The organism is Paraburkholderia haematera (assembly GCF_905220975.1).
GTDB lineage: Bacteria > Pseudomonadota > Gammaproteobacteria > Burkholderiales > Burkholderiaceae > Paraburkholderia > Paraburkholderia haematera.
Genome location: NZ_CAJNBK010000005.1, coordinates 271,084 through 293,094 on the forward strand (window position 1 = coordinate 271,084; position 22,011 = coordinate 293,094).

Consider the following 22,011-nt stretch of genomic DNA (forward strand, 5'->3'; position numbering starts at 1 on the left):
CTGTGCGGCGGGTCAATCGTCGGCGCGCGGGCGGCGCAGCAACAACAGCGCGGCCGCAGCGGCGATCAGCGTGACGGGAATGCTCGCACCGATGACCGTCGACGAACTGCGGCCCATCGCCAGCAATTGACCCGCGGCAAGCGGTCCGACCACCGATCCGATACGGCCCACCGCCACGGCCGCGCCGACACCGGTACCGCGCATGGCAGTCGGATAAAACGCCGCCGAGAGTGCGTACAGCACCGATTGCCCACCGATCACGAACATCCCCGCGAAGAAAGCCGAGATGGCGAGCGCGCTGAAGCCGGGCGCCATCGAGAGCGCCGCGAGCGACGCGATGATCCCCAGGTACATGCCGGCCACCACGACGCCTGAGCGCATCCGGTCCATTAGCATGCCGATGCACAACGCGCCGATACCGCCACCGACGTTGAAGAAAATCTGCACGTAGCCCACTTGTGCGCGCGACAGGCCGCTTGCCGCCATCAGCGAAGGCAACCAGTTGAGCAGGAAATAGAGGACGATCAGCGTGCAGAAATAGCTGACCCAGATTTGCACGGTCGAGAGGCCGCGTGTGCCGCCGAACAGGATCTCGCCGACCGGCGCGGGTTTCGCACGACCGTCTCGCGAGGCTGTGGCGAATGCCTTCGAATCCGCGAGAAATATGAGCAACAGTGGCACCAGGACCAGCGGCCCCGCGCCGCCGACGTAGAAAATGTGCCGCCACCCGGTGTCACCCGCGCTCAGTACGCCGATCACCGAAGCGATTACGCCGCCAAACGGAATGCCGCAATACATCACACTCACCGCGGTGCTGCGCGAGCGCGGTTCGACCGCTTCCGACGACAAGGCAATCAGATTCGGAAGCGCGCCGCCCAGGCCGATCCCCGTGAGCACACGGACGATCACCAAAGTGTGAAAGTCGCTCACCAGCGCGGTCGCGATCGACAGCAAGCCGAACAGGCAGGCGGAAATCACCAGCACGCGCTTGCGGCCGATCCTGTCCGCAAGCCGTCCGCCGACCATCGCGCCCGGCAGCAAGCCGAAAGTCCCGGCACTGAACGCGAGCCCCATCTGCCCGACCGACAGGCCGAACTCGCGTGCCATCCGCGGTGCGGCGACGCCGACCGACTGCAGGTCCAGCCCCTCGAGCAGGGCCACGGCAAAACACAAACCGAGTGTGACGAGGGCGCTCGTCCGGGCGGATGTCGCCGGTCCGGCAAGGCTTTCTGTCGAGGGCAATGTTCCGGCTCTTTTCACGTTAGTGATCCTTATTAAAATGCGTGGTTTTCCGGTGTCGATGGCGAACGACAGGTGCGGAGTCGCCGTCCGGTGTGCCGGCTCGACGCACAAGCGGATTCGCTTTTTCTGCGCCGGGATGGTCTGGTGTGCCGGGCAGCCTCGATCAGGCGGGATTCAGACCGCCATCGAGGTCACGATGGGATGCTTAGGAACCGTCTGCCAAAAGGCGTAGCGCGCGGCACATCGATTCGATGCCTGCGCTACTGTCCGTATTGTCCATATTGTCCGTTTGCTTCGAAGCGATGCACCGCGTCTCCATACGCTGCATCGTGGACTGAATTTAATATCAGGTAGGCTGATAAAGCAAGTGCCCGCGCTTCAGTGAAAACACCTGGCAAGGTGTAGCGGCGGGAATGTTAGCCGCGCAGGTTACGCACGAAAGTTTCGAGGTGGGCTTGTACCGCGCTGGCCGCTTCGAGCTCGGTACCTTCCATCATCTGCTTTTCGATTGCCTTGACGGCCTGCTCGCATTCGCGCAACACGGCTCGCCCTTCATCGGTCAGTTGCAGCAGCACGATGCGGCCGTGCGTCGGGTCCGGCTCACGGCTGACCCAGCTCCGGCTTGCCATGGCGTTCATCACTTCATTGGCGGACTGCGGCGTGATGAAGGAGCGCTCGGCAACTTGCGCATTGGAGGCCTGCCCCTTTGCATCGAGCACCGAAAGCGCGGTGAATTGCGCCAGCGTCAAACCGAGCGGGGCGAGTGCCTCGGTCATGCGGCGCCGCAGGATGCGGTCGAGACTGCCGATCACATAGGCCAGCCGCAGGTTGGAGCGGCGAGTGCGCGTGGCGGTGGGTTCGACGGATGAATTCTGATTTTTGCTCATGGTGGGCAGGAGGTCCGGTCTAGCCCGCATCTTAGCGCGCCTCACCGTCGATGCGCCCGATAGGGGTTTGCACCGAGCCCACGAAATTCCGCTTTACATATCAGGTAACCTGATATTAAATGTGTCCATCAGGCCGCGGTCGCGGCCGACGTTCACGGAGAAAGCAGATGAATTACGAAGGTCGTTGGGAAACCGTCAAGGTCGATGTTGCGGAGGGAATCGCATGGGTCACGTTCAATCGCCCCGAGAAGCGCAACGCGATGAGTCCGACGCTGAACAAGGAAATGATCGAGGTTCTCGAAGCGGTCGAACTGGACGCCGAAGCACAGGTTCTCGTGCTGACGGGCGAGGGCGATGCATGGACCGCGGGCATGGACCTGAAGGAATATTTCCGTGAAGTCGACGCCGGCCCGGAAATCCTGCAGGAAAAAATCCGCCGCGATGCATGCCGCTGGCAATGGCAGTTGCTGCGCATGTACGCGAAGCCGACTATCGCGATGGTCAACGGCTGGTGTTTCGGCGGGGGCTTCTCGCCGCTGGTGGCGTGCGATCTCGCGATCGCCGCTGACGAAGCGGTGTTCGGCCTCTCCGAAATCAACTGGGGCATTCCGCCAGGCAACCTGGTGAGTAAGGCAATGGCGGATACCGTCGGGCATCGTCAGGCGCTTTACTACATCATGACCGGTGAGACGTTCACGGGTCAGGAGGCAGCGCAGATGGGCCTCGTCAACCGGAGCGTGCCGCGTGCCGAACTGCGCGACGCCACACGCGTTCTCGCGGGGAAGCTGTTGCAGAAGAATCCGGTCGTGTTGCGCGCGGCCAAGCACGGTTTCAAGCGCTGCCGCGAACTGACATGGGATCAGAACGAGGATTACCTGTACGCCAAGCTGGATCAGGCGCAACTGCGCGATCCCGAAGGCGGCCGCGAGCAGGGCCTGAAACAGTTCCTCGACGAGAAGGCGATCAAGCCGGGTCTGCAAACCTACAAGCGCTGAGCGATCGCATGCGCCAAGGTGGATTCAGGCAGATACACGCCCATGAAGCGCAGCGTGTGAAAACTGGCTGAGCGAGTGACACAGCGAGGAGACATCGGATATGCATGAAGTGACATTGTTGATCGGCGGCGAGAGCCGCGACGCATCGGACGGCAGAACCTTCGAGCGGATCAATCCCGTGAGCGGCGTGGCGGCTTCGCGTGCGGCTGCCGCCACGTTGGCCGACGCGGACGCGGCTGTCGTTGCCGCCGCGCGCGCGTTCCCCGTATGGTCGGCACTGGCGCCGACGGAAAGGCGCAAACGTCTATTGGCCGCGGCGGATCTGATGGATGCCCGCACGGCGCAATTCATCGAAACCGGCATGGCCGAAACGGGCGCCATGCCGAACTGGTACGGCTTCAATGTGATGCTGGCCGCCAACATCCTGCGCGAAGCCGCCGCGATGACCACGCAAATCGACGGCGACGTGATTCCCTCGGACGTGCCGGGCAGTCTCGCCATGGCAGTACGCCAGCCCTGCGGCGTGGTGCTCGGCATGGCGCCGTGGAATGCGCCGGTGATCCTCGGCACGCGGGCGATTGCCATGCCGCTCGCTTGCGGCAACACGGTCGTGCTGAAGGCTTCCGAGGGCTGTCCGGGCGTGCACCGGCTGATTGGCAGTGTGTTGCAGGAAGCCGGTCTCGGCGACGGGGTGGTGAACGTCGTCACGCATTCCGCTGAAGACGCGCCGGCAATTGTCGAGCGGTTGATCGCTCATCCGGCGGTGCGGCGGGTCAATTTCACCGGCTCGACGCGGGTTGGGCGCATCGTCGCGCAACATGCCGCGCAGCATCTGAAACCGGCCTTGCTCGAGCTCGGCGGCAAGGCGCCCGTGGTGGTGCTCGACGACGCCGATCTGGATGCGGCGGTAGCCGGTATCGCGTTCGGCGCGTTCTTCAACCAAGGGCAGATTTGCATGTCGACGGAGCGGCTGATCGTCGACCACAAGATCGCCGATGCGTTGGTCGAAAAACTCGCGGCCAAAGCGCGAACCCTGAAGGCGGGCGATCCGGCCGCGGCCGATTCTGTGCTCGGCGTGCTCGAAAGTGTGGCGGCTGCACGGCGTATCAAGACGCTCGTTGAAGATGCCCATGAGAAGGGCGCGAAGCTGCCGATCGGCTGCTCGGTTGATGGCGCCGTGATGCAACCGGCGATTGTCGACGGCGTGACGCGTGACATGTTGCTCTATGCCGAGGAGTCCTTCGGACCGGTGGTGACGGTGCAGCGTGTGGACGGTGACGAGGAAGCAATTCAGGTTGCCAACGATAGCGAATACGGTCTCTCCGCGGCGGTGTTCAGCCGCGATATATCGCGCGCGTTGAGGGTGGCGAAGCGCATCGAATCGGGCATCTGCCATATCAACGGGCCGACCGTGCACGATGAAGCGCAGATGCCGTTCGGCGGCGTGAAGAAGAGCGGCTACGGTCGTTTTGGCAGCAAGGCGTCGATCGCCGAGTTCACGGACCTGCGCTGGATCACGATTCAAACCGGGCCGCGCCACTATCCGATCTGATCGCCCGCGGTCGATGAACGACATCGAAACTTCGAGGAAGGGTGCTCCGCCGTGAAGAGCGGAGCACTCGATGCCATCGCGATTCGACGGGCAGACAGTATTGCCGCGATCATTTTGCATGGGACCGGAGTAAGTGCTAAAGCGCTAACTCTGGTCGACAGCTAAAGCGCTAACTCTGGTCGACAGGAGACAAGCTTTGCATTCCGAGCCGAGACAACCGAACACCCCCGGTGCGCACGCCGAGGCGCCAGTGCATTACCGCGCGACGACGATTGGCGCACCATCGTTGCACACGCAACTTCACGGCGATACCTGGTATTTGCGCGCTAACGAGGCGCTTGGCGCGTACCCGCAACGATTGACCGACCGGCTCGCGAGCGGCGCGCGAGAGCACCCCGAGCGATGGCTGGCGGCGCGACGCGGCAGTGACGGTCAATGGATCGGCCTGAGCTATGCAACAGCGCTGCAGCGTGCTCGTGCGATCGGACAAGCGCTGCTGGCGCGCGATCTTTCCGTCGAGCGTCCGGTTGTGATTCTCTCGGGCAACGATCTCGACCACCTGCAACTGGCACTCGGCGCGATGTGGGCCGGCATTCCGTATGCGGCAATTTCCCCGGCGTATGCACTCGCTTCCGGCGATTACGGCAAGCTGCGCCATACGATCGATCTGCTGACGCCGGGCCTGGTCTTCGCAAGCGACTACGACCTGTTCGCCAAGGCGATCGATGCCGTGGTGCCGGCCGACGTCGAAGTCGTCGCCGCTATTGGACCTGGTAAGCCGCAGGCGGTGCGCAGCGTGACGTCGTTCGGCGACCTGCTGGATACCTCGCCGGGCACGGTCGATTCCGTCCACGCGGCCGTGAGCCCGGACGCCATCGCCAAGTTCCTGTTCACGTCGGGTTCGACCCGGCTGCCCAAGGCCGTGCCGACGACGCACCGCATGCTGTGCAGCAACCAGCAGATGCTGCGCGAAACGTTTCCCGAGTTCGCGAACGAGGCGCCGGTGCTGGTCGACTGGTTGCCGTGGAACCACACCTTCGGCGGCAGCCATAACGCGGGCATTGCGCTTTACAACGGCGGCACGCTCTATATCGACGACGGCAAACCGGTCAACGGCAAGTTTCAGGAAACCCTGCGCAACCTGCGCGAAATCGCGCCGACGATCTACTTCAACGTGCCGAAAGGCTGGGAAGAACTGGCTATCGCGCTGGAGCAGGACGCCCAATTGCGTGAGACGTTTTTCTCGCGCGTGAAGGTGTATTTCTTCGGCGGTGCGGGACTTTCGCAAGCCGCGTGGGACCGGCTCGAACGCGTCACCGAGAAGTATTGTGGCGAGCGCATTCGCATCATGGCCGGACTCGGCATGACCGAGACCGCACCGTCCTGCCTGTTCACCACGGGCCCGGTCATGCGCGCCGGCTATGTCGGCTCGCCGGCGCCTGGCTGCGAAGTCAAACTCGCGCCGGTCGGCGGCAAACTCGAAGCGCGCTATCGTGGACCGCATGTGATGGCCGGCTACTGGCGCGCGAATTCTGCCGAGTTGACTAACGCCTTCGACGAAGAAGGCTATTTTTGCAGCGGCGACGCGTTGTGCTTTGTCGATGTCGACCGGCCGGAACTTGGGCTGCTGTTCGACGGACGTATCGCGGAAGACTTCAAGCTGAGTTCGGGTACGTTCGTCAGCGTTGGCCCGATGCGGGCTCGCGTGATTTCCGAAGGTGCGCCGTATGTACAGGACGTGGTGGTCGCAGGTGTGAATCGCGACGACGTGAGTGTGCTAGTGTTTCCGCGGCTTGACGATTGCCGGCGGCTGGCCGGTTTGCCTTCGTCGGCAAGCGCGCGTGAGGTGATCGAAGCGCCTGTCGTGCGCGCGCATTTTGCGGCGCTACTGGAGGCGCTCAATCGCAATGCGACCGGCGGCGCGACCACGATCGCCCGTCTCCGGCTCATGGACGTCGCGCCCTCGCTCGACCTCGGCGAGATCACCGACAAAGGGTCGATCAATCAGCGCGCGGTGCTAACACATCGGGCCGGGCTCGTCGAAGCGATCTACGATCCGGCGCAGCGCGATCCCGCCGTGATTTACGCGGGCGCTTGCGGCGCGACCTAAGTCACGACCTAAAGCACGCGTGGTTCGCGCACGCCGGGTTCATCGTCGCACGGCAAAGGCGCTTCGCCGTATACAATTCGGCAACGCCTGATTTTTGCCCAATCCCGACCTGATCCCACTCATGCCGAATCCGACCCGGGCCTTTCTTCTCGGCCCGCTCCTGAAAGGCGTTTCACGCTCCTTCTACCTCACCCTGCGCGTGCTGCCCGTCGAGATGCGCGATCCAATCGGCCTCGCGTACCTGCTGGCGCGCGCGGCCGATACCATCGCGGATACCTCGCTGATCTCGCCCGAGCAACGCCTTGCGCTGTTGCTGTCGCTGCGCGACCAGGTCAACGGCGCACCGGACGACGGGGCGCTGTTCCAGCGCATGGCTGCCGAAGTGGCAGTCCAGCAGGTCCAGTCCGATGAAAAGGTCCTGCTCGAATCGCTCGGTCCGGCGCTCGAGGTGCTGTCGCAACTAGGCGAGTCCGACCGCAAGGCCGTACGCGAGATCGTGTCGACGCTGACCGAGGGCATGGAATTCGACCTTCGCACGTTCCCCGACGAACGTTCCGGCCTGATCGCCGCGCTGCGCGAGTACGAGGAACTCGACCGCTATACCTACCTGGTGGCGGGTTGCGTTGGCGAATTCTGGACCACCATGACCTACGCGCACATGCCCGGCACGCTGAAAGAACAGCCCGGGACCATGGCGCGCCGCGGCGTGCGTTTCGGCAAGGCGCTGCAAATGACCAACGTGCTGCGCGATTGCGGCAAGGATTTGCGGATCGGCCGCTGCTACCTCCCGCAGACGATGCTCGATCAATACGGCCTTGGCGCGGACGATCTCTTGCAGCCAGTCAACTCCGTTCGCGCCCGGCCTCTGATGGTCGACCTCGTGCGCAAGGCACTGGATCACTTCCGCGAAGCGCTGAACTACACGCTGGCGATTCCCGCGTTGTCGGTGCGCCTGCGCCTCGCGTGTTTGTGGCCGATCCTGATCGGCCTGGAAACGCTGCTGTTGCTGGTCGATAACGATGCCTGGCTCGACCCGGCCAAGGTCTCCAAGGTGCGGCGCAATCGGGTGTACCGGATCATCGCGTCTTCATTGCTGCTGGTGCCTTCGAATGGCCTGGTGCGGGCGGCGGTCGAAACACGGATCAAGAAAATCGAAGCGCGACTCTGAGCGTTGGTCCGGTTTTATATATAGTTGGTTATCCGTATTAATTGCGGCGCGTAATGCATGCTGCCTGGAAAGCCCCTTGCACCTTAATGGTGCTGTCATATTTGGTAATTAAAGTGCTGCTCGGTACAAGGCCGGTGATTCACGCCTGACGTGAATCACCGGCCTTATCAGTTCGCTCAGGCGATACCAGTCAATCCGATCAGCTCCAGGTTATCAGGACGCCATGCAAACCCGACGGACCTTCCTTGCTTCCGCATCCAAAGCGGCGACGCTGCCGATCCTGGCATCCGCGCTTGGCGCATGCGGCGGCAATAGCCTTTCCAGCAATACGCCTATCTCTGACGCCGAACTTCAGGCGCAGATGATCGGCAAGCTGAACGCGCAACTCAACGACACCACAACGGGCAACGCCATCGAACCGTATCTGATGGATGTGGGCTTCACGTGGGATCTTCCGCTGATTCCTGCAGCACAGGTCAACACCATCGTTGCATATAGCTTCGGCAACCGGCCGAACGCGGCGAGTGGCAACACGTCGAGCAATGGCACCAATCAGGCGGCGCTTCCCGATCCCGGACCGATCAATGAAGAGCTCGCGGATGCAGTGCATCAGATCTATCAGTTGAAGCCGGTGAAGGTCTTCGCGCAGTGGGAGATCGCACGCTTTCTCGTGTCCAAGTACCAGATGGACAGCACGAATCTGCATTCCATCGAACCGGTCGTTGCCAGCGACGGTTCGATCACTTACCTCAGCACCGACGGTGTGGCGGCCGCTATCGTCGCGCTCGAAGGCGGTGCCGCAGCAATGGGGAACGTGGCCGTGGTCGGCCATCGCGATCATGCGAAGCGCTGCATTCTGACGTCCGTGGGCCGCGGCATGAAAGCGTATGCGGTGAAGGAGGTGACGTTGCCGGTCAATTACGATCTTTTGTCGGGACAGCCGTGGACGCGCAATCGCGGGCTCTATCTGGTGCATGACATGTTCGCCCAGTTCGCGGGCAAGGCCCTGACCGCGATCGCCCAAGCCTATCCGCACGGCTAAAACACGTAACGTCATCACAGAACAGCAAGGCAACTCATGTCATCCCGCCGTAATTTTCTGATCTCGACATCGGCCGCCGCCGTGCTACCGGCTGCAACCGCCATGCTCGGCGTAAGCCGTAACGCGTGGGCTAGCGACGCGCTCATTTCCGACGCCGAACTCCAGCGTCAAATGCTCGGAAAGCTCAATGCGGAACTGAACGATTCCGCGACCGCTAACACCGAAGCGCCGTATCTCCAGGACATCTTTTTTAGCTGGGATCTTCCCTCGATTCCCGTCGCTCAGATCGGCGCTATCGTCGCGTACAGCTTCGGTGACCGGCCTGCTTCTTCAAGCGGCGCTAGTTCCAGCAGCGGAACCGGTCAATCGCAACTGCCGCAGCCCGGTCCGATCAATGAAGAGATCGCGGATGCCGTGCATCAGCTGTATCAGTCGAAGCCGGTGATGGTGGTCGCGCAATGGGAAGTGGCCAGCGTGCTCACGTCGAAATACCAGATGAGCAGCGCGAACCTTCAATCGGTCAAACCGCCTGTTGTCGCAAGCAATGGCGCGATCAGCTATCCGTCGCTTGACGATGTTGCGGCTGCGATCGTCGCGCTTCACGGCACTGCTGCGGCGCTCGGCACCGTGGCGGTCGTCACGCACCGCGATCAGGCGAAGCGCGCCATTCAGACGTCGCGCGCGCACGGCATGAACGCTTACGCGGCTCAAGGCGCGACGTTGCCGGTCGATTACGATACCCAGGCGTCCCAGCCTGCGAACCGCCGTCGCGATCTCTATCTGTTGAGCGACATGATGAACCAGTTCGCTACGTTGCGGACGAACCTGATCGCCCAGCAGTATCCCAACGGATAGCGTGTTGGCGTGCGGCGTGGTATCGCTTGATTTAATCTGCATCATTGAATAGCCACCAACCGGGAAACCCCTAGCATCCTGCATCGATGGTTCGCGTTAGTCTCTTCAAAAGAGGAGACGATCGATGAGACAAGCGTTCAATATTGCCGTGGTGTTGTTGCTTGGCTATCTGATGGCGGATAGAGCGCTGATGCGTGCACAAGCAGGAGAGATGGGGACAATTACTTGTCACCAGGGGGCGGAGCTGGTCAAGTCGAATGCGTTGAAAAAGGGTTTCGGTGACGCCGGGGCCAGCAGCCAGGGTGAAAATTTCCTGTCGAGCTGTCTCGTCACGGGGCGTGGCCAGGTGGGCGATCTGATCGCCCGTGAATGACGCAAGCAGCCTGTTGCCCGTGAAGCTCCTTCAAGGCGTAGCAGCACAACAGGAAAAAGCGCCCAGACCGTGAAGGTCCAGGCGAAGTCATCGGGAGCCCGATGACGGAGGTAACGAATACAGAACTGGCCCGCGACCGGGGATCCCCGGTCGCGGGCCAGTTCGTTTGAATCAGGGCGCGCGGCTGTTTTGCGCGCTTGGCGGCCGATCAGGGCAAAGGGCGGAGCCTCTGCGGGTCGTGCCGCTTCACAGCCAGGTTGCCCGCTTAGTTGCCGAAATACACCGACTTCGGGCCGTTCGCCGGAACCGGAAGGCTCGACTGCGACGAGCCGCTCACCGCACCGCCGTAGCCGCTTTCCGCGGATTGTGCGGTACCGTTTTGCACGGCGACACGGCTCTGTGCAGCCTGAATGTCAGCCGGGTAGTACGGGTCGGCACGGCCCGGCTGGTAGCCGGCCTTTTCGAGTTGAATCAGTTCTGCGCGCACCTGGGCACGGGTCACGGGCTGGTTGGACTGCGCAAACGAGGCGACAGGAGTGGACAGTACAGCAGCGATAACAACAGCTTGAATGAGCGATTTCATGATGAACTACCTCCAGTTCGGTTTTTATCTTGCTACGAGCGATCTTGTTCGTAGTCAGTGATTGCATTGTAGTTTTGCGATCTGGCCGGAGTAATCATCAATTCAGGTAAGGTTTGTTGCGAGATTTGAGATAAAAAAGGGAGCTTCGGCTGATGAACGCTTGGACTCACGGCGGCTTGCTAAGAGCGCGCTGCCGTGACCGGGGCGCTGTCTTGCGGTGCCTTCGCGGGGACTTTGGTGGACTGCATGAGCCGGGTGAACGCCTGGCCGGTGCGCGCTTCACGATCATCCCGGGCTTGATAGAAGTCCTCGCTGAGCCACTGTCCGAAACGCATCATCGCGGAGCCGAGCGCGCTTTTTAACCGAACCCATCCTGTTTCCATCAGCGCGAGTTGCGAAGCCGAATCCACCAGGCCCGCGGCCAATGTATCCAGCTCTGCGTGCAAGTGGTCCGCGAAATGATGGAGTCCGTGCTGATTGCCGTTTGACGACTTCCGCTCCAGCTCTACGTGCTCCGCAATCAGCGATTGATTGGTCACGCGGATAAAAGGCACCGTATCGGTCCGGGCAATACCCGTCGAGCGGATCGCCGGTCCGAGGCTTGCCGCGGCCTGGGTGCGATTACCGAGCGGTGCAAGCTCCCACTTGTCACAGAGATACTTCAGCAAGCTGCAATGATCGAATTGCGTATGGCACACGCCGGCATCGCACCAGGGAGAGACGAGAATGGCGGGGACACGCACGCCCAGTTGGGTGAAGTCGAAGCTGTTTGTGTGTTCGTCGGGCGCTACGGCGTTCGATGGCGGAGGCACATGGTCGAAGAAACCGCCGTGCTCGTCGTACAGGATGACTAACAGTGTGCTTTCCCACAATGCCTGATTGGAACGCAGCGCATTGTAGGTGTCGGCGATCAGCTTCTCCGCCTTCATGATGTTGTGCGGCGGATGATCGTCGTTCTGTGCTTCGCCGAAGTATTTCGGTTCGATGAGAACGAACTCCGGAAACGCGTTCGCGGGACCGGCCGCATCGTCGAAGAAAGTGTCGAACAGCCGGTAATTGGCGAGGTTTTTCGCCTGGCGCTGGTTTTTCAATAGCAGCGATGCGGGAAAATCGTAGAAGTAGATCTTCCACGTTTTCTCCCGGTCATTCAAACGGTCGAAAATCGTGTCCTGGTTCTGCTCGATGTACCACCTTGGATTCAGGGCATCGAGTCCAACCGGCATCTCCACTTCACCCATCGACGTACCCGTTAGCGCGAAATAACGGTTCGGCCAGGTTGGGCCCGGTAACGACGAAAACCACTTGTCACACACGGTGAATTGCTCGCCCAGCACGTGTAACGCCGGGAGAAAACCGTGCGGGTAATAGCCCATGATGTCTTGCCGCGCGGCGAGGGTGCTCTTCGGGTAGTCACTCGCGAACGATCGAACGAAGCCGCCGTTGTCTCCCGCGATCTGAGCCAGCACAGCTTTGTGTCCGTGATCCGGATCGTGCCGCATCTGCCGCTCTTGCGTCGCCTGAGGGAAAAATGCATGGCCTTGGCCGTCCTCATTGGATTTGGACGCGGCGTTACGTATTCCATCCAGACCGGCGTGCACTGCGTCGAGACAGCCGAGCATCTGATCGAAGGAATGATTTTCCATCAGCAGCAGGACGACATGTTCGATCCGGTCTTTCTGTATGTTCGCAGCACTTGCCGCATTCGACGTGTGTGCCTCGCTTGCAGCCGCTTCGCCGTCGTGGACGTCACTCATATTCATCGCTCCAGCAGGGGATTGGATGGATTTTTCGTGCGTACTACCGTGTCAGCTCGATCAGATAATGTCAGCGTTGCAAACGTAGCGCAAAACGCGCCGTAGCGAAAGCGTGTTGCACTTCGATCCGTTATGCAAAATGAATGCGAGGCGAAACAAAACAGGCATAAAAAAAGGGCGCCGACGGCGCCCTTTCTCGCTATACCACCTTGCAGTCAACTCAAACCGCTGCAGGCCGCCACTTCAACAGCCGCTGTTCGACCGCGGTCAACAGATAGTCCGCAGCCAGTGCGACCACGGCCAGCACGATCATTGCCGCAAACACCCCGCTTGCATTGAACGCCCCTTGCGCCGTGGAGATCAGCAGACCGATACCTTGCTTCGAGCCGAGGAATTCGCCCACCACCGCACCGACCAGCGCGAAGCCGAAGCTCACGTGCAGGCTGGCAAGAATCCAGCTCAACGCCGACGGGATCACCACCGAGGTCGTCACCTGACGGCGCGACGCACCCAGAATCTGCGCATTCGCGATCATGTAACGGTCCGCTTCACGCACGCCCTGAAACGCATTGGCGAACACGACGAAGAACACCATCACCACCGCCAGCGCCACCTTCGAAGCCATGCCGAGACCGAGTGCAATCACGAACACCGAACCGAGCACGACGCGCGGAATCGAGTTGGCGATCTTGATGTAGAGGCTGAACACGTCGGAGAGCAGCTTGTTGCGGCCGAGCACGATGCCGCAGAAGATGCCCGCCACCGAACCGATAATGAAGCCGAGCCCGGTTTCTTCAAGCGTGACCCACACCTGCGTCAGGAGCGGGCCTTGCGACGTACCGTTCACGAACCAGTCGACGATCTGATCGAAGATCGCGGTCGGCATCGAGAAGAAGAACGGATCGATCCACTTCAGGCGCGCGGACAATTCCCACCCGCCGAGTACGACCACGAGCACGACAATGCGCAGCGTGACCACCAGCGCATGACGTTGCCGGATGCGTTTTTGCGCGACACGCTCGACCTGGGCGAGCGTCGCGGGATCGATGCCCGAAGGTATCGTCTGTTGAGGGGTAGTAGACATGTTTGACGTTCCTTGATTAGCCGATCTGCACTTCTTCGCGCAGGTCATGCCAGATGTCGCGCGAGATTTCGATGAAACGCGGTTCGTAGCGAATTTCCGACGTGACGCGCGGACGCGGCAGATCGATTTCGTACACTTTCTTCAGCGTGGCCGGGCGCGCCGTCAGCACGAACACACGGTCGGCGAGCGCAATCGCTTCTTCCAGATCGTGCGTCACGAACACCACCGAGCCGGCGCCGCCCCACAGTTGCAGCAATTCGTCCTGCATCAGCGTGCGGGTCTGCATGTCGAGCGCAGAGAAGGGCTCATCCATCAGCAGGATTTCCGGCTTGTTGATGAAGGTTTGCGCGAGCGCCACGCGCTTTCTCATGCCGCCGGACAGTTGGTGCGGATAGTGCTTGCCGAACTTGTCGAGGCCTACGCGGCGCAGCCATTCGTTGGCTTCGTCGTACGCGGCGGATTTCGAGCGGCCGCGATACAGCGGACCGGCCGCGACGTTGTCGATCACCGAGCGCCACGGAAACACGGCATCCGCCTGAAACACGAAGCCGATACGCGGATCGATGCCGTCCACCGGTGCGCCCATGACGCGCACTTCACCGGTGGTCGGCTTGAGCAAGCCGGTGATCATGCTGAGCGTGGTGGACTTGCCGCAGCCCGTCGGGCCGACAATCGCGACAAACTCGCCGCGTGCCACCGACATGCTGAACTCGCGCAACGCGATCGTCGCTTTGCCGTCGGGAGAAATGAAACGGCACGATACGTTGCGGAACTCGATGGCGGGCGTATCGCGTGACATTGGTTGATTCATCGGGTGGTGCCTCGTCGTTCTCGTGATATTTGAAAGGGCGTCAACTTGAGGGCGTTACTTCGCCGCGGTCTTGACCGCTGTCGACACGTAGTCGTTGGTGTAGGTCTTGGCGAGGTCGATATGCTTACCCTTCACCGAAGGATTGAACGCCGACAACACCTTCAGGACCGTGTCCGGGCCGTCGGCGGGCATCTTGCCGTCCTTCGTGAACATCGGCAGCGACGCCTTCAGCGCGCCGACGTACAGGTCCTTGTTATTGCCGTAGTAGTCCTTCGGCATCTTCGCGGCGATATCTTCCGCGCTATGTGTCGCGATGAAGTTCAGCGTCTTCGCGAACGCGTGCGCGAGTTTCGTGGCGTCGTCCTTGTGCGATTCGGCCCATGCGCGCTGCACGTAGAAGCTCGAAGCCGGATACGTGCCGCCTAGCGCGGCGCGCGTGCCTTCCAGCGTGCGCATATCGACCAGTACCTTGGCGTCGCCGGTCTTCAGCAACTGCGAGACGGTCGGCTCGGTGGTCATGCCCGCGTCGATGCGGTTCTGCTTGATGGCGGCGATAAAGCTGTTGTCCGCGCCAACCGGCAGCAGCGTGTATTGGGTGGACGGCACGCCCGCGCGTTGCGCGAGGTATTGCGTGAGGAAGCTGGTCGACGAGCCGAGGCCGGTCACGCCCAGCGTCTTGCCCTTCACGTCGGCCATGCTCTTGAGTGTTTCGGAGGCCTTGGTGGAGACCATTTCGACTTCACCCGGCACCTGGCCGAAAATCACCAGCGCCTGAACTTCCTTGCCCTTGCTCTGCAGGTCGATGGTGTGATCGTAGAAGCCCACCACGCCTTGCACCGCGCCTGCGAGCAGTTCGTTTTCCGCGTCCACGCCGGCCGGTTGCGAGAGGATTTCGACGTCGAGGCCTTCGTCCTTGAAGTAGCCGAGCTGCTCCGTGAGCTTGGCCGGCAAATAGATGATCTTGGTGGCGCCGCCAACCATGATCGTCAGTTTCTCGGCGTGAGCCGCGGCCGATGCGGCGGCAAGGGTGAATGCAACACCTGACACGGCGGCAATCTGGCGCAAGGTACGCATGGAGCAGTCTCCTTAGGTTTAGTCGCCGCTAGGTGCTCAGGCGGCGCTTTCTGGGTGAATGACGAGGATTATAGAAATTGGAAACCTTCTGGCAGCTTTCGGTGCTGTGGGCAAATCATGGGTGTTAACCCGAGAATTCGCCACAACCGTGCCGCTACCTCCAGACAAACCCCACTACGGGTGCCACAAACCGTGCAAGCCGCGCGCAAAGCCCTTGTTTTGCGGCACAATCGGCGTCCTGACTTTCGCCGCGCATTGCGTTCCCTATTTCGCCGTTCCCGCCATGAAGCTGCTGCTCATCGAAGACAACCCCACGCTGGCACACTGGCTCGCAAAGATGCTCGAGCAGGAAGCGTTCGCGCTCGACGCCGTGCAGGACGGCGACGCGGCGGACCGCTTGCTGCGTACCAATCACTACGACGTGATCCTGCTCGACCTGAATCTGCCGAAGCTGTCCGGCAAGAACGTGCTGCGCCGTTTGCGCCAGCGCGGGGACGCCACGCCGGTGCTGATCCTGACCGCGAGCGGTTCGATCGACGAAAAAGTGGAACTGCTCGGCGCCGGCGCAGACGACTATCTGGTGAAGCCGTTCGAAGTGCGCGAGCTGATTGCGCGGATCAAGGTGGCGATCCGGCGTCAGTCGCCGTCAAAGGCCAGCGAGGTGCTGTGCGGCGATCTCGCGTTCGACATCGACACGCGGCAGTTCACGCTGAAGGGCGCGCCGCTGAATGTCACGCCGCGCGAGCGCTCGGTGCTCGAAACGCTGATCCTGCGGCTGGGCAAGACGGTGACAAAGCCGGCACTGGTCGACGCAATCTTCACACTCGCAGACGAGCCGAGCGAGGACGCGGTCGAGATCTATATTTCGCGGTTGCGCAAAAAGCTCGACGGCAGTTCGGCAGCGATTGTCACGTTGCGTGGGCTGGGTTATCTGCTGCGCAAGAAAGAAGATGACCAATAGTCTGCGCATGCGCCTGCTCTGGTGGCTGCTGGTGCCGCTCGCGTTGTACGTGTTCGTGACCGGCAAGGCCGAGTACGACAACGCGCGGCGCACGGCGGATCTGGTGCAGGACAACCAGCTTATCTCGTCGGCGCGCATGATCGCCGGTGAGGTGGAATGGGTGGACGGTTTTCTGCGCGTGGACGTGCCGCCGGCCGCGCTCGAAGTGTTCGTGTCGCCGTATCGCGATCAGGTGTTCTACAGCGTGCGGGTCGACGATGGCCGCCTGCTGGCGGGCACACCTGATTTCCCGCCGCGCGCGGCACAGGCCCCCGACACGCCCGATCACTACGACGCCGATCTGCATGGCCAGCCCGTGCGCGCGGTCGGGATCGTGCGCCTGATGTACGACAACGGCGCGACGCGCCGCGTGCGGGTCACGGTGGGCAAGACGGTGCGCTCGCGTGACGCGATGGCGCAGGAATTGTGGCAGCCGCAACTCGTGCGGCAAATCGAAATGATCGTGCTGGCGGTCGCGTTGGCCTGCATCGGCCTCACGTTCGAGTTGCGGCCGCTGATGAAAGTGAAGGAAGAAGTCGCCGACCGCGACCCCATGCAGCTCGAGCCGATTCGCGTCGAGCGTCTGCATACCGAGTTGCGGCCCATCGTCGAAGCGATCAATCAATGTATCGCGCGGCTCGGCGTGCAGGTGGCGGCACAACGGCGGTTTATCGCGGATGCCGCGCACCAGTTGCGAACGCCGCTCACGCTGCTCGGCACACAGTTGCAGTTCGCGCGCCAGCAGGACGGCCTGAATCCCGCGCTCGATGAAGCGCTCGCCGCAATGCATCGCAGCAATCGTTCAATGGTCGGACTCACCAACAAGCTGCTGTTGCTCGCGCAGGCCGAGGCCGCGGACAACACGCAACTGGCGGTGGAAACCGTGGATCTCGTGCCGTTGGCCATGGAAGTGGTGGAGGATCTGGCGCTGCTCGCTCAGGCCCGGGACATCGATCTGGGGGCGGAACTGAGCGGCCCCGCGCCGGTCGCCGGACATCGGGGTCTGCTTCAGGCGTTGATCGCCAATCTCGCGGAGAACGCGATCCGTTACACGGGCAGTGGCGGCCACGTCACGGTGGCGGTCAGCGCCCACGCCGATTCGGTCGCCGTGTCGGTGCTGGACGATGGCCCCGGTATTCCGGCCGAGTCGCGCAGCCGGGTGTTCGAGCCGTTTTTCCGGGCATCGGCGGATACGGAAGGAACGGGGCTGGGCCTCGCTATCGTGCGCGAGATCGCGGACGCGCACCACGGGGAGATCGTGCTCAAGCCGGGCGAAGGCGGCAAAGGCGTGCACATGACGGTCACGTTTCCGCGTGCGCCGGCGGACGGGATTCAGCCCGGTTAAATCAGCCGCTTCATCCAGAAGAGAGGAACGACGAATCGTGTTTTCAGGCAGTTTGCGCGGACGTTTGCTGTGGTGGCTCTTGCTGCCGCTGGCGGCGTTCGTTTCCATTTCCGGCGTGATTTCGTATCGCAACGCGCAGACCACGGCCGACCTGGTTCAGGACAACGCCTTGCTATCGTCGATGCGCATCATTGGCGAGGACATCGACTGGGATAACGGCAACGTTTCGATCCAGATTCCGCCGGCCGCGCTCGAGTTGTTCGAGTCGCCGGAACAGGACAGTGTGTTCTATCGCGTCGAAGCGAGCGGCCACCGGCTGCTGGCCGGCAGTCTCGATCTGCCGGTGCCGCGCGGCGTGGGCGACGTCCCCATGCTGTACTCCACGCATCTCGACGACGGTCGCGCCGTGCGGGCGGTTGCTTACGTGCGGCAGCTATACGATTCGGGCCGCACCGAAGAAGTTGTCGTGGCAGTCGCGAAGACGGAAGGCTCGCGCGACGCAATGGTGTGGCGTTTGTTGCGTCCGCAACTGTTCGGCGAGGTGCTCACGCTGGTGCTTGCCATGGTGTTCGTCTATCTCGGCCTGACTTTCGAATTGCGGCCGTTGATGAAGGTGAAGGACGACGTCTCCGATCGCCACGCGTCGCAGCTTGAACCGATACGCGTGGCGCGCTTGCATGTCGAATTAAGGCCTATCGTCGAAGCGATCAACCAGTGCATTGCGCGCATGGGTCAGCAGGCCGCAACGCAACGGCAATTCATCTCCGATGCCGCGCATCAATTGCGCACGCCGCTCGCGTTGCTGGTTGCGCAGATCCAGTACGCGCGGCAACGTGAGAATCGCGACGTGCCGCTCAACGAAGCGCTGGCCGGCATGCATAAAAGCAGCCGCAAGCTGACCACCTTGACCAATAAATTGTTGCTGCTCGCTCAGGCTGAGTCCGAGGCGCCCGCCAATACGCGCGAACGGGTCGATCTGAGCGCGTCGATCGCGGGCGTGCTGGAGGAGTTGATTGCATTCGCGCAGTCGCGTGCAATCGATCTGGGTGCTGAACTGGAAGACGGTTTATACGTGACCGGCGACGAGGCATTGACCGCTGCGCTCGTGACCAATCTCGTCGACAACGCGCTGCGCTACACGCAACCCGGCGGCCGCGTCACCGTGCACACGCGGCGCAGCAATGACCGCGCGATCGTGCGCGTGATCGACAATGGGCCGGGTATCAAAATCGAAGCGAGGGCGCGCGTGTTCGAGCGTTTCTATCGCGCGTCGAGTCACGCAGACGGAACCGGACTCGGCTTGCCGATCGTGCGCGAGATCGCTCATCGGCAAGGCGGCACCGTCACGCTCGAACCGGGGGAGGGCGGGGTCGGCCTGGTCGCCACCGTCGAGATGCGACTATGGTCGGCAGCAGTTTGATGCGCTGCCATATCAGGGGAACTCTATGAAACTGCTGCTCGTTGAAGACGACGCTGACCTCGCGCGCTGGGTGATGAACCTGATGCAGGTCGAAAATTTCGCGATTGACTGGGCGCAGGACGGCGAGCGGGCGGAGACACTGCTCGACCTGCAGTGCTACGACGCTGTGCTGCTCGATCTGCGGTTGCCGGGCATTGGCGGCAAGGACGTGCTGGCGCGTCTGCGCCGCAAACGCGACAACGTGCCGGTGCTGATGCTCACCGCCAACGGCTCGACCGACGACAAGGTAGCCTGCTTCTCCGCCGGTGCGGACGACTACGTCGTCAAACCCTTCGACGCACGCGAACTGGTCGCGCGCATCAAGGCGCTGATCCGCCGCCAGGCGGCCGGCGACAAGGGCCAGTCGATCGACTGCGGCGATCTGCGCTATCTGTTCGATTCCCGCGAATTCGTACTGCAAAACGAGCCCATGCCGTTGCGGCGGCGCGAACATGCCATCCTCGAAACGCTGATGCTGAAGCAGGGCAAGACGGTCTCGAAGTCCACCTTGATGGACAAGGTCTTCACGCTCGACGACGAACCCAGCGCCGATGCTATCGACATATACATTCATCGCTTGCGCAAGCATCTTGCTCACTCCAGCGCGAAGATCATGACCTTGCGCGGGCTCGGCTACATCCTGCGCGAAGAAGTGCCGTGCGAGGCGTTTGCCGAGGCGCTGTAACGCCTTGGCGCGCTTCTGAAGCGTTCGCCCGAAAACCTGCGCTCAGAACGCCGTGTGCATCGAGCATGCACACGGCGTTATTCGTTTGTCCTGAGCGCGCTACTGCGTTAGCGCGTGCGTCAATGCGCTTTGGCTGCGACCTCCTTGGCGAGCAGGCGTTGCGCCTGCTGATCGCCCTTTCCTGCTTCCTGTGCGGTTTGAACCGACGTCTCGCCTGCTTCAGCCAATAGAGCACGTGCGGCACTGCTAATGTTGACCGTATACGACGAAGCGGAGGTGCTGGTGCTCGACCCTGCAGCCGAAGAAGCGCTCGTGCTCGATGCCGGCGCGCTCGACGTTGTACCCGATGTCGACGCGGCGGATGAGGCCGATGCTTGTACGGTACTTTGACCGATTGCCTGAATGGACATCCCAATCTCCCGATAGAGAAAACGTGTGTACTGCGTTCTGTCTATCGGCCTCGATTCGGAGTGCTTGAGCTGTATATTTTTTGATTTTTTCGAAGTCCTTAAGCCTCTCTTAAGGGGCGTTCAAGGCGCCTCTATCCACTCATTCTCCCGCCTCGATTCGGTGGTTTCGCCGGCCTCTTCCGTAAGGTTTTCATAAGGTTCGCCATTGCACTATGCGTCGCATTGAGTCGGCGCACGCGCGCTTGCTCGCAACGTCGAATTAAGTGCCTATTAATGGGAGAACCAGCTTGCGAGAGACCTCGACTTACCGTGTTGCCGACATGCGCAACAAAGTGCCCGAAGCAACACTTGTCTTCTGGGCGATCAAGATCATGGCGACCACCGTCGGCGAAACCGGCGCGGACTATCTGGCCGTGCACGTCGGGCTGGGTACCGCGCTCACCGGCGGGATCATGCTCACGGTGCTGATTGCCGCATTGGCCGCGCAGCTTCGCATGCGCAAGTACGTGCCATGGATTTACTGGCTGACCGTGGTGCTGGTCAGTGTGGTCGGCACGCAGATCACCGATGCGCTGACCGACAAGCTGGGTGTCAGCCTCTATGTCAGCACGATTGCGTTTGCGCTCGCGCTGGCCGTGGTGTTCGCACTCTGGTACAGCAGCGAGCGGACGCTGTCGATTCACACTATCTACACCACGCGGCGGGAGCTTTTCTACTGGGCTGCCGTGTTGTTCACGTTCGCACTGGGCACCGCGGCCGGCGATCTCGCAACAGAAGCGTTGGGGCTCGGCTTCATGATCGGTGTCGTGGCATTCAGCGCGCTCATCGCTTTGGTCTGCGTCGCCTATTACGTCGGCGGCAATCCGGTGCTGACGTTCTGGCTTGCCTACATTCTGACGCGGCCGTTGGGCGCCTCGTTCGGCGACCTGCTTTCGCAGTCACGGGCATACGGCGGTATCGGGCTCGGCACGATCAATACGAGCGTCCTGTTCCTGAGCGCCATTGTCGTGCTGGTCATCTTCGCGAGTGCAGTCGAACAGCGGTCCGTGCGTGCTGTCGCTGCACGTGAACCTTGAGCGCGCTTCGCTCGAAACGTCGACCACGTTGTCTATTTTCAATCGTCTTTTGGATCAAACGGAAGAGAACAATCATGAATCAACGCACCCTCAGCAAAGCCATCATCGCTTCTTTCATCGCCATCTCGGCTATCAGCTTCGGGCATCGCGAAGCGGGCGGAATCGGTTTTTCGTCAGCCGAGGCGGCAGAATCCGTCAAGGCGTCGAAGCTCGGCGACCTCTCGCCGTTTCGCAAGATCGCGGCCGACACGGCGGTACTTGTCGGCAATGGCAATCTCGCGGGCGGTAAGGCGCGCATCAAAGATCTGGAACTTGCGTGGGACGACGCCGAGCCTTCGCTGAAGCCGCGTGCCGCGGCCGACTGGCACACCGTAGACAAAGCAATCGACCGCGCGCTGAGCGCATTGCGCGCCAGTTCGCCGAACGCAGCCGACTGTAAGCAGTCGCTCGCCGATCTACTGGCGGTGATGGATCGAATGAACGGCAAAGCCTGACACGTTGTCGGG

21 protein-coding genes are annotated in these 22,011 nt (G+C 61.7%); 14 read left to right on the forward strand and 7 right to left on the reverse strand.

Translation table 11 applies throughout. The features are described from left to right. Positions 1 to 12 precede the first annotated feature (12 nt). Both mhpT and KHO23_RS12740 read right to left on the reverse strand, forming a co-directional pair. Complete coding sequence (gene mhpT, locus KHO23_RS12735) at positions 13 to 1,242, reverse strand: 3-(3-hydroxy-phenyl)propionate transporter MhpT (protein WP_211611680.1); 1,230 nt, start codon at positions 1,240 to 1,242, stop codon at positions 13 to 15. Between the two features lie 416 nt (positions 1,243 to 1,658). Then, positions 1,659 to 2,129: a MarR family winged helix-turn-helix transcriptional regulator gene (locus tag KHO23_RS12740; protein WP_407946050.1), complete on the reverse strand. Its 471-nt coding sequence runs from the start codon at positions 2,127 to 2,129 to the stop codon at positions 1,659 to 1,661. Between the two features lie 167 nt (positions 2,130 to 2,296). Between KHO23_RS12740 and KHO23_RS12745 the strand changes: the two genes are divergently transcribed. From KHO23_RS12745 to KHO23_RS12775, 7 genes are all read left to right on the forward strand, one after another. Continuing rightward, positions 2,297 to 3,124, forward strand: a complete 828-nt coding sequence (locus KHO23_RS12745) for a p-hydroxycinnamoyl CoA hydratase/lyase (RefSeq protein ID WP_211611575.1) — start codon at positions 2,297 to 2,299, stop codon at positions 3,122 to 3,124. A 100-nt stretch (positions 3,125 to 3,224) separates the two neighbouring features. Further along, complete coding sequence (locus tag KHO23_RS12750; protein WP_211611576.1) at positions 3,225 to 4,676, forward strand: aldehyde dehydrogenase; 1,452 nt, start codon at positions 3,225 to 3,227, stop codon at positions 4,674 to 4,676. 196 nt (positions 4,677 to 4,872) lie between these two features. Next, complete coding sequence (locus KHO23_RS12755) at positions 4,873 to 6,786, forward strand: feruloyl-CoA synthase (RefSeq protein WP_211611577.1); 1,914 nt, start codon at positions 4,873 to 4,875, stop codon at positions 6,784 to 6,786. 121 nt (positions 6,787 to 6,907) lie between these two features. Further along, the gene (locus tag KHO23_RS12760; protein WP_211611578.1) at positions 6,908 to 7,954 is read left to right on the forward strand and encodes a phytoene/squalene synthase family protein; all 1,047 of its coding nucleotides are present in this window, start codon (positions 6,908 to 6,910) and stop codon (positions 7,952 to 7,954) included. Positions 7,955 to 8,177: 223 nt separating this feature from the next. Then, the gene (locus tag KHO23_RS12765; RefSeq protein WP_211611579.1) at positions 8,178 to 8,996 is read left to right on the forward strand and encodes a hypothetical protein; all 819 of its coding nucleotides are present in this window, start codon (positions 8,178 to 8,180) and stop codon (positions 8,994 to 8,996) included. A 36-nt stretch (positions 8,997 to 9,032) separates the two neighbouring features. Then, positions 9,033 to 9,851 (forward strand): hypothetical protein, encoded by an 819-nt coding sequence (locus tag KHO23_RS12770; protein ID WP_211611580.1) that lies wholly within the window; start codon positions 9,033 to 9,035, stop codon positions 9,849 to 9,851. A gap of 124 nt (positions 9,852 to 9,975) precedes the next feature. After that, entirely contained in the window at positions 9,976 to 10,224 is a 249-nt protein-coding gene (locus KHO23_RS12775; RefSeq protein ID WP_054035535.1) for a hypothetical protein, read from the forward strand. A gap of 265 nt (positions 10,225 to 10,489) precedes the next feature. Here the strand turns inward: KHO23_RS12775 and KHO23_RS12780 are convergent, their stop codons facing one another. The 5 genes from KHO23_RS12780 to KHO23_RS12800 all read right to left on the reverse strand — a co-directional run bounded on the left by KHO23_RS12780 (position 10,490) and on the right by KHO23_RS12800 (position 15,530). Next, positions 10,490 to 10,807: a DUF4148 domain-containing protein gene (locus tag KHO23_RS12780; protein WP_211611581.1), complete on the reverse strand. Its 318-nt coding sequence runs from the start codon at positions 10,805 to 10,807 to the stop codon at positions 10,490 to 10,492. Positions 10,808 to 10,986: 179 nt separating this feature from the next. Further along, the gene (locus KHO23_RS12785; RefSeq protein WP_211611582.1) at positions 10,987 to 12,561 is read right to left on the reverse strand and encodes an alkaline phosphatase family protein; all 1,575 of its coding nucleotides are present in this window, start codon (positions 12,559 to 12,561) and stop codon (positions 10,987 to 10,989) included. Positions 12,562 to 12,781: 220 nt separating this feature from the next. Beyond that, complete coding sequence (locus KHO23_RS12790; protein ID WP_211611583.1) at positions 12,782 to 13,645, reverse strand: ABC transporter permease; 864 nt, start codon at positions 13,643 to 13,645, stop codon at positions 12,782 to 12,784. A 16-nt stretch (positions 13,646 to 13,661) separates the two neighbouring features. Then, positions 13,662 to 14,456, reverse strand: a complete 795-nt coding sequence (locus tag KHO23_RS12795) for an ABC transporter ATP-binding protein (RefSeq protein WP_211611584.1) — start codon at positions 14,454 to 14,456, stop codon at positions 13,662 to 13,664. Between the two features lie 54 nt (positions 14,457 to 14,510). After that, on the reverse strand, positions 14,511 to 15,530 hold the full coding sequence (locus KHO23_RS12800) for an ABC transporter substrate-binding protein (RefSeq protein ID WP_211611585.1): 1,020 nt from the start codon (positions 15,528 to 15,530) through the stop codon (positions 14,511 to 14,513). A 283-nt stretch (positions 15,531 to 15,813) separates the two neighbouring features. Between KHO23_RS12800 and KHO23_RS12805 the strand changes: the two genes are divergently transcribed. The 7 genes from KHO23_RS12805 (at position 15,814) to KHO23_RS12835 (ending at position 21,999) form a co-directional block, all read left to right on the forward strand. Continuing rightward, complete coding sequence (locus KHO23_RS12805) at positions 15,814 to 16,491, forward strand: response regulator (RefSeq protein ID WP_211611586.1); 678 nt, start codon at positions 15,814 to 15,816, stop codon at positions 16,489 to 16,491. After that, positions 16,481 to 17,875, forward strand: a complete 1,395-nt coding sequence (locus KHO23_RS12810) for a sensor histidine kinase (protein WP_211611587.1) — start codon at positions 16,481 to 16,483, stop codon at positions 17,873 to 17,875. The genes KHO23_RS12805 and KHO23_RS12810 overlap by 11 nt, the downstream gene beginning before the upstream one ends. Positions 17,876 to 17,912: 37 nt before the next feature. Then, positions 17,913 to 19,295: a sensor histidine kinase gene (locus KHO23_RS12815; protein WP_211611588.1), complete on the forward strand. Its 1,383-nt coding sequence runs from the start codon at positions 17,913 to 17,915 to the stop codon at positions 19,293 to 19,295. 25 nt (positions 19,296 to 19,320) lie between these two features. After that, positions 19,321 to 20,019, forward strand: a complete 699-nt coding sequence (locus KHO23_RS12820) for a response regulator (RefSeq protein WP_211611589.1) — start codon at positions 19,321 to 19,323, stop codon at positions 20,017 to 20,019. Between the two features lie 249 nt (positions 20,020 to 20,268). Beyond that, positions 20,269 to 20,409, forward strand: a complete 141-nt coding sequence (locus tag KHO23_RS12825; RefSeq protein WP_211611590.1) for a hypothetical protein — start codon at positions 20,269 to 20,271, stop codon at positions 20,407 to 20,409. Between the two features lie 340 nt (positions 20,410 to 20,749). Then, positions 20,750 to 21,505, forward strand: a complete 756-nt coding sequence (locus KHO23_RS12830) for a COG4705 family protein (RefSeq protein WP_211611681.1) — start codon at positions 20,750 to 20,752, stop codon at positions 21,503 to 21,505. A gap of 74 nt (positions 21,506 to 21,579) precedes the next feature. Then, positions 21,580 to 21,999, forward strand: a complete 420-nt coding sequence (locus tag KHO23_RS12835) for a histidine kinase (RefSeq protein WP_211611591.1) — start codon at positions 21,580 to 21,582, stop codon at positions 21,997 to 21,999. Positions 22,000 to 22,011 lie beyond the last annotated feature (12 nt).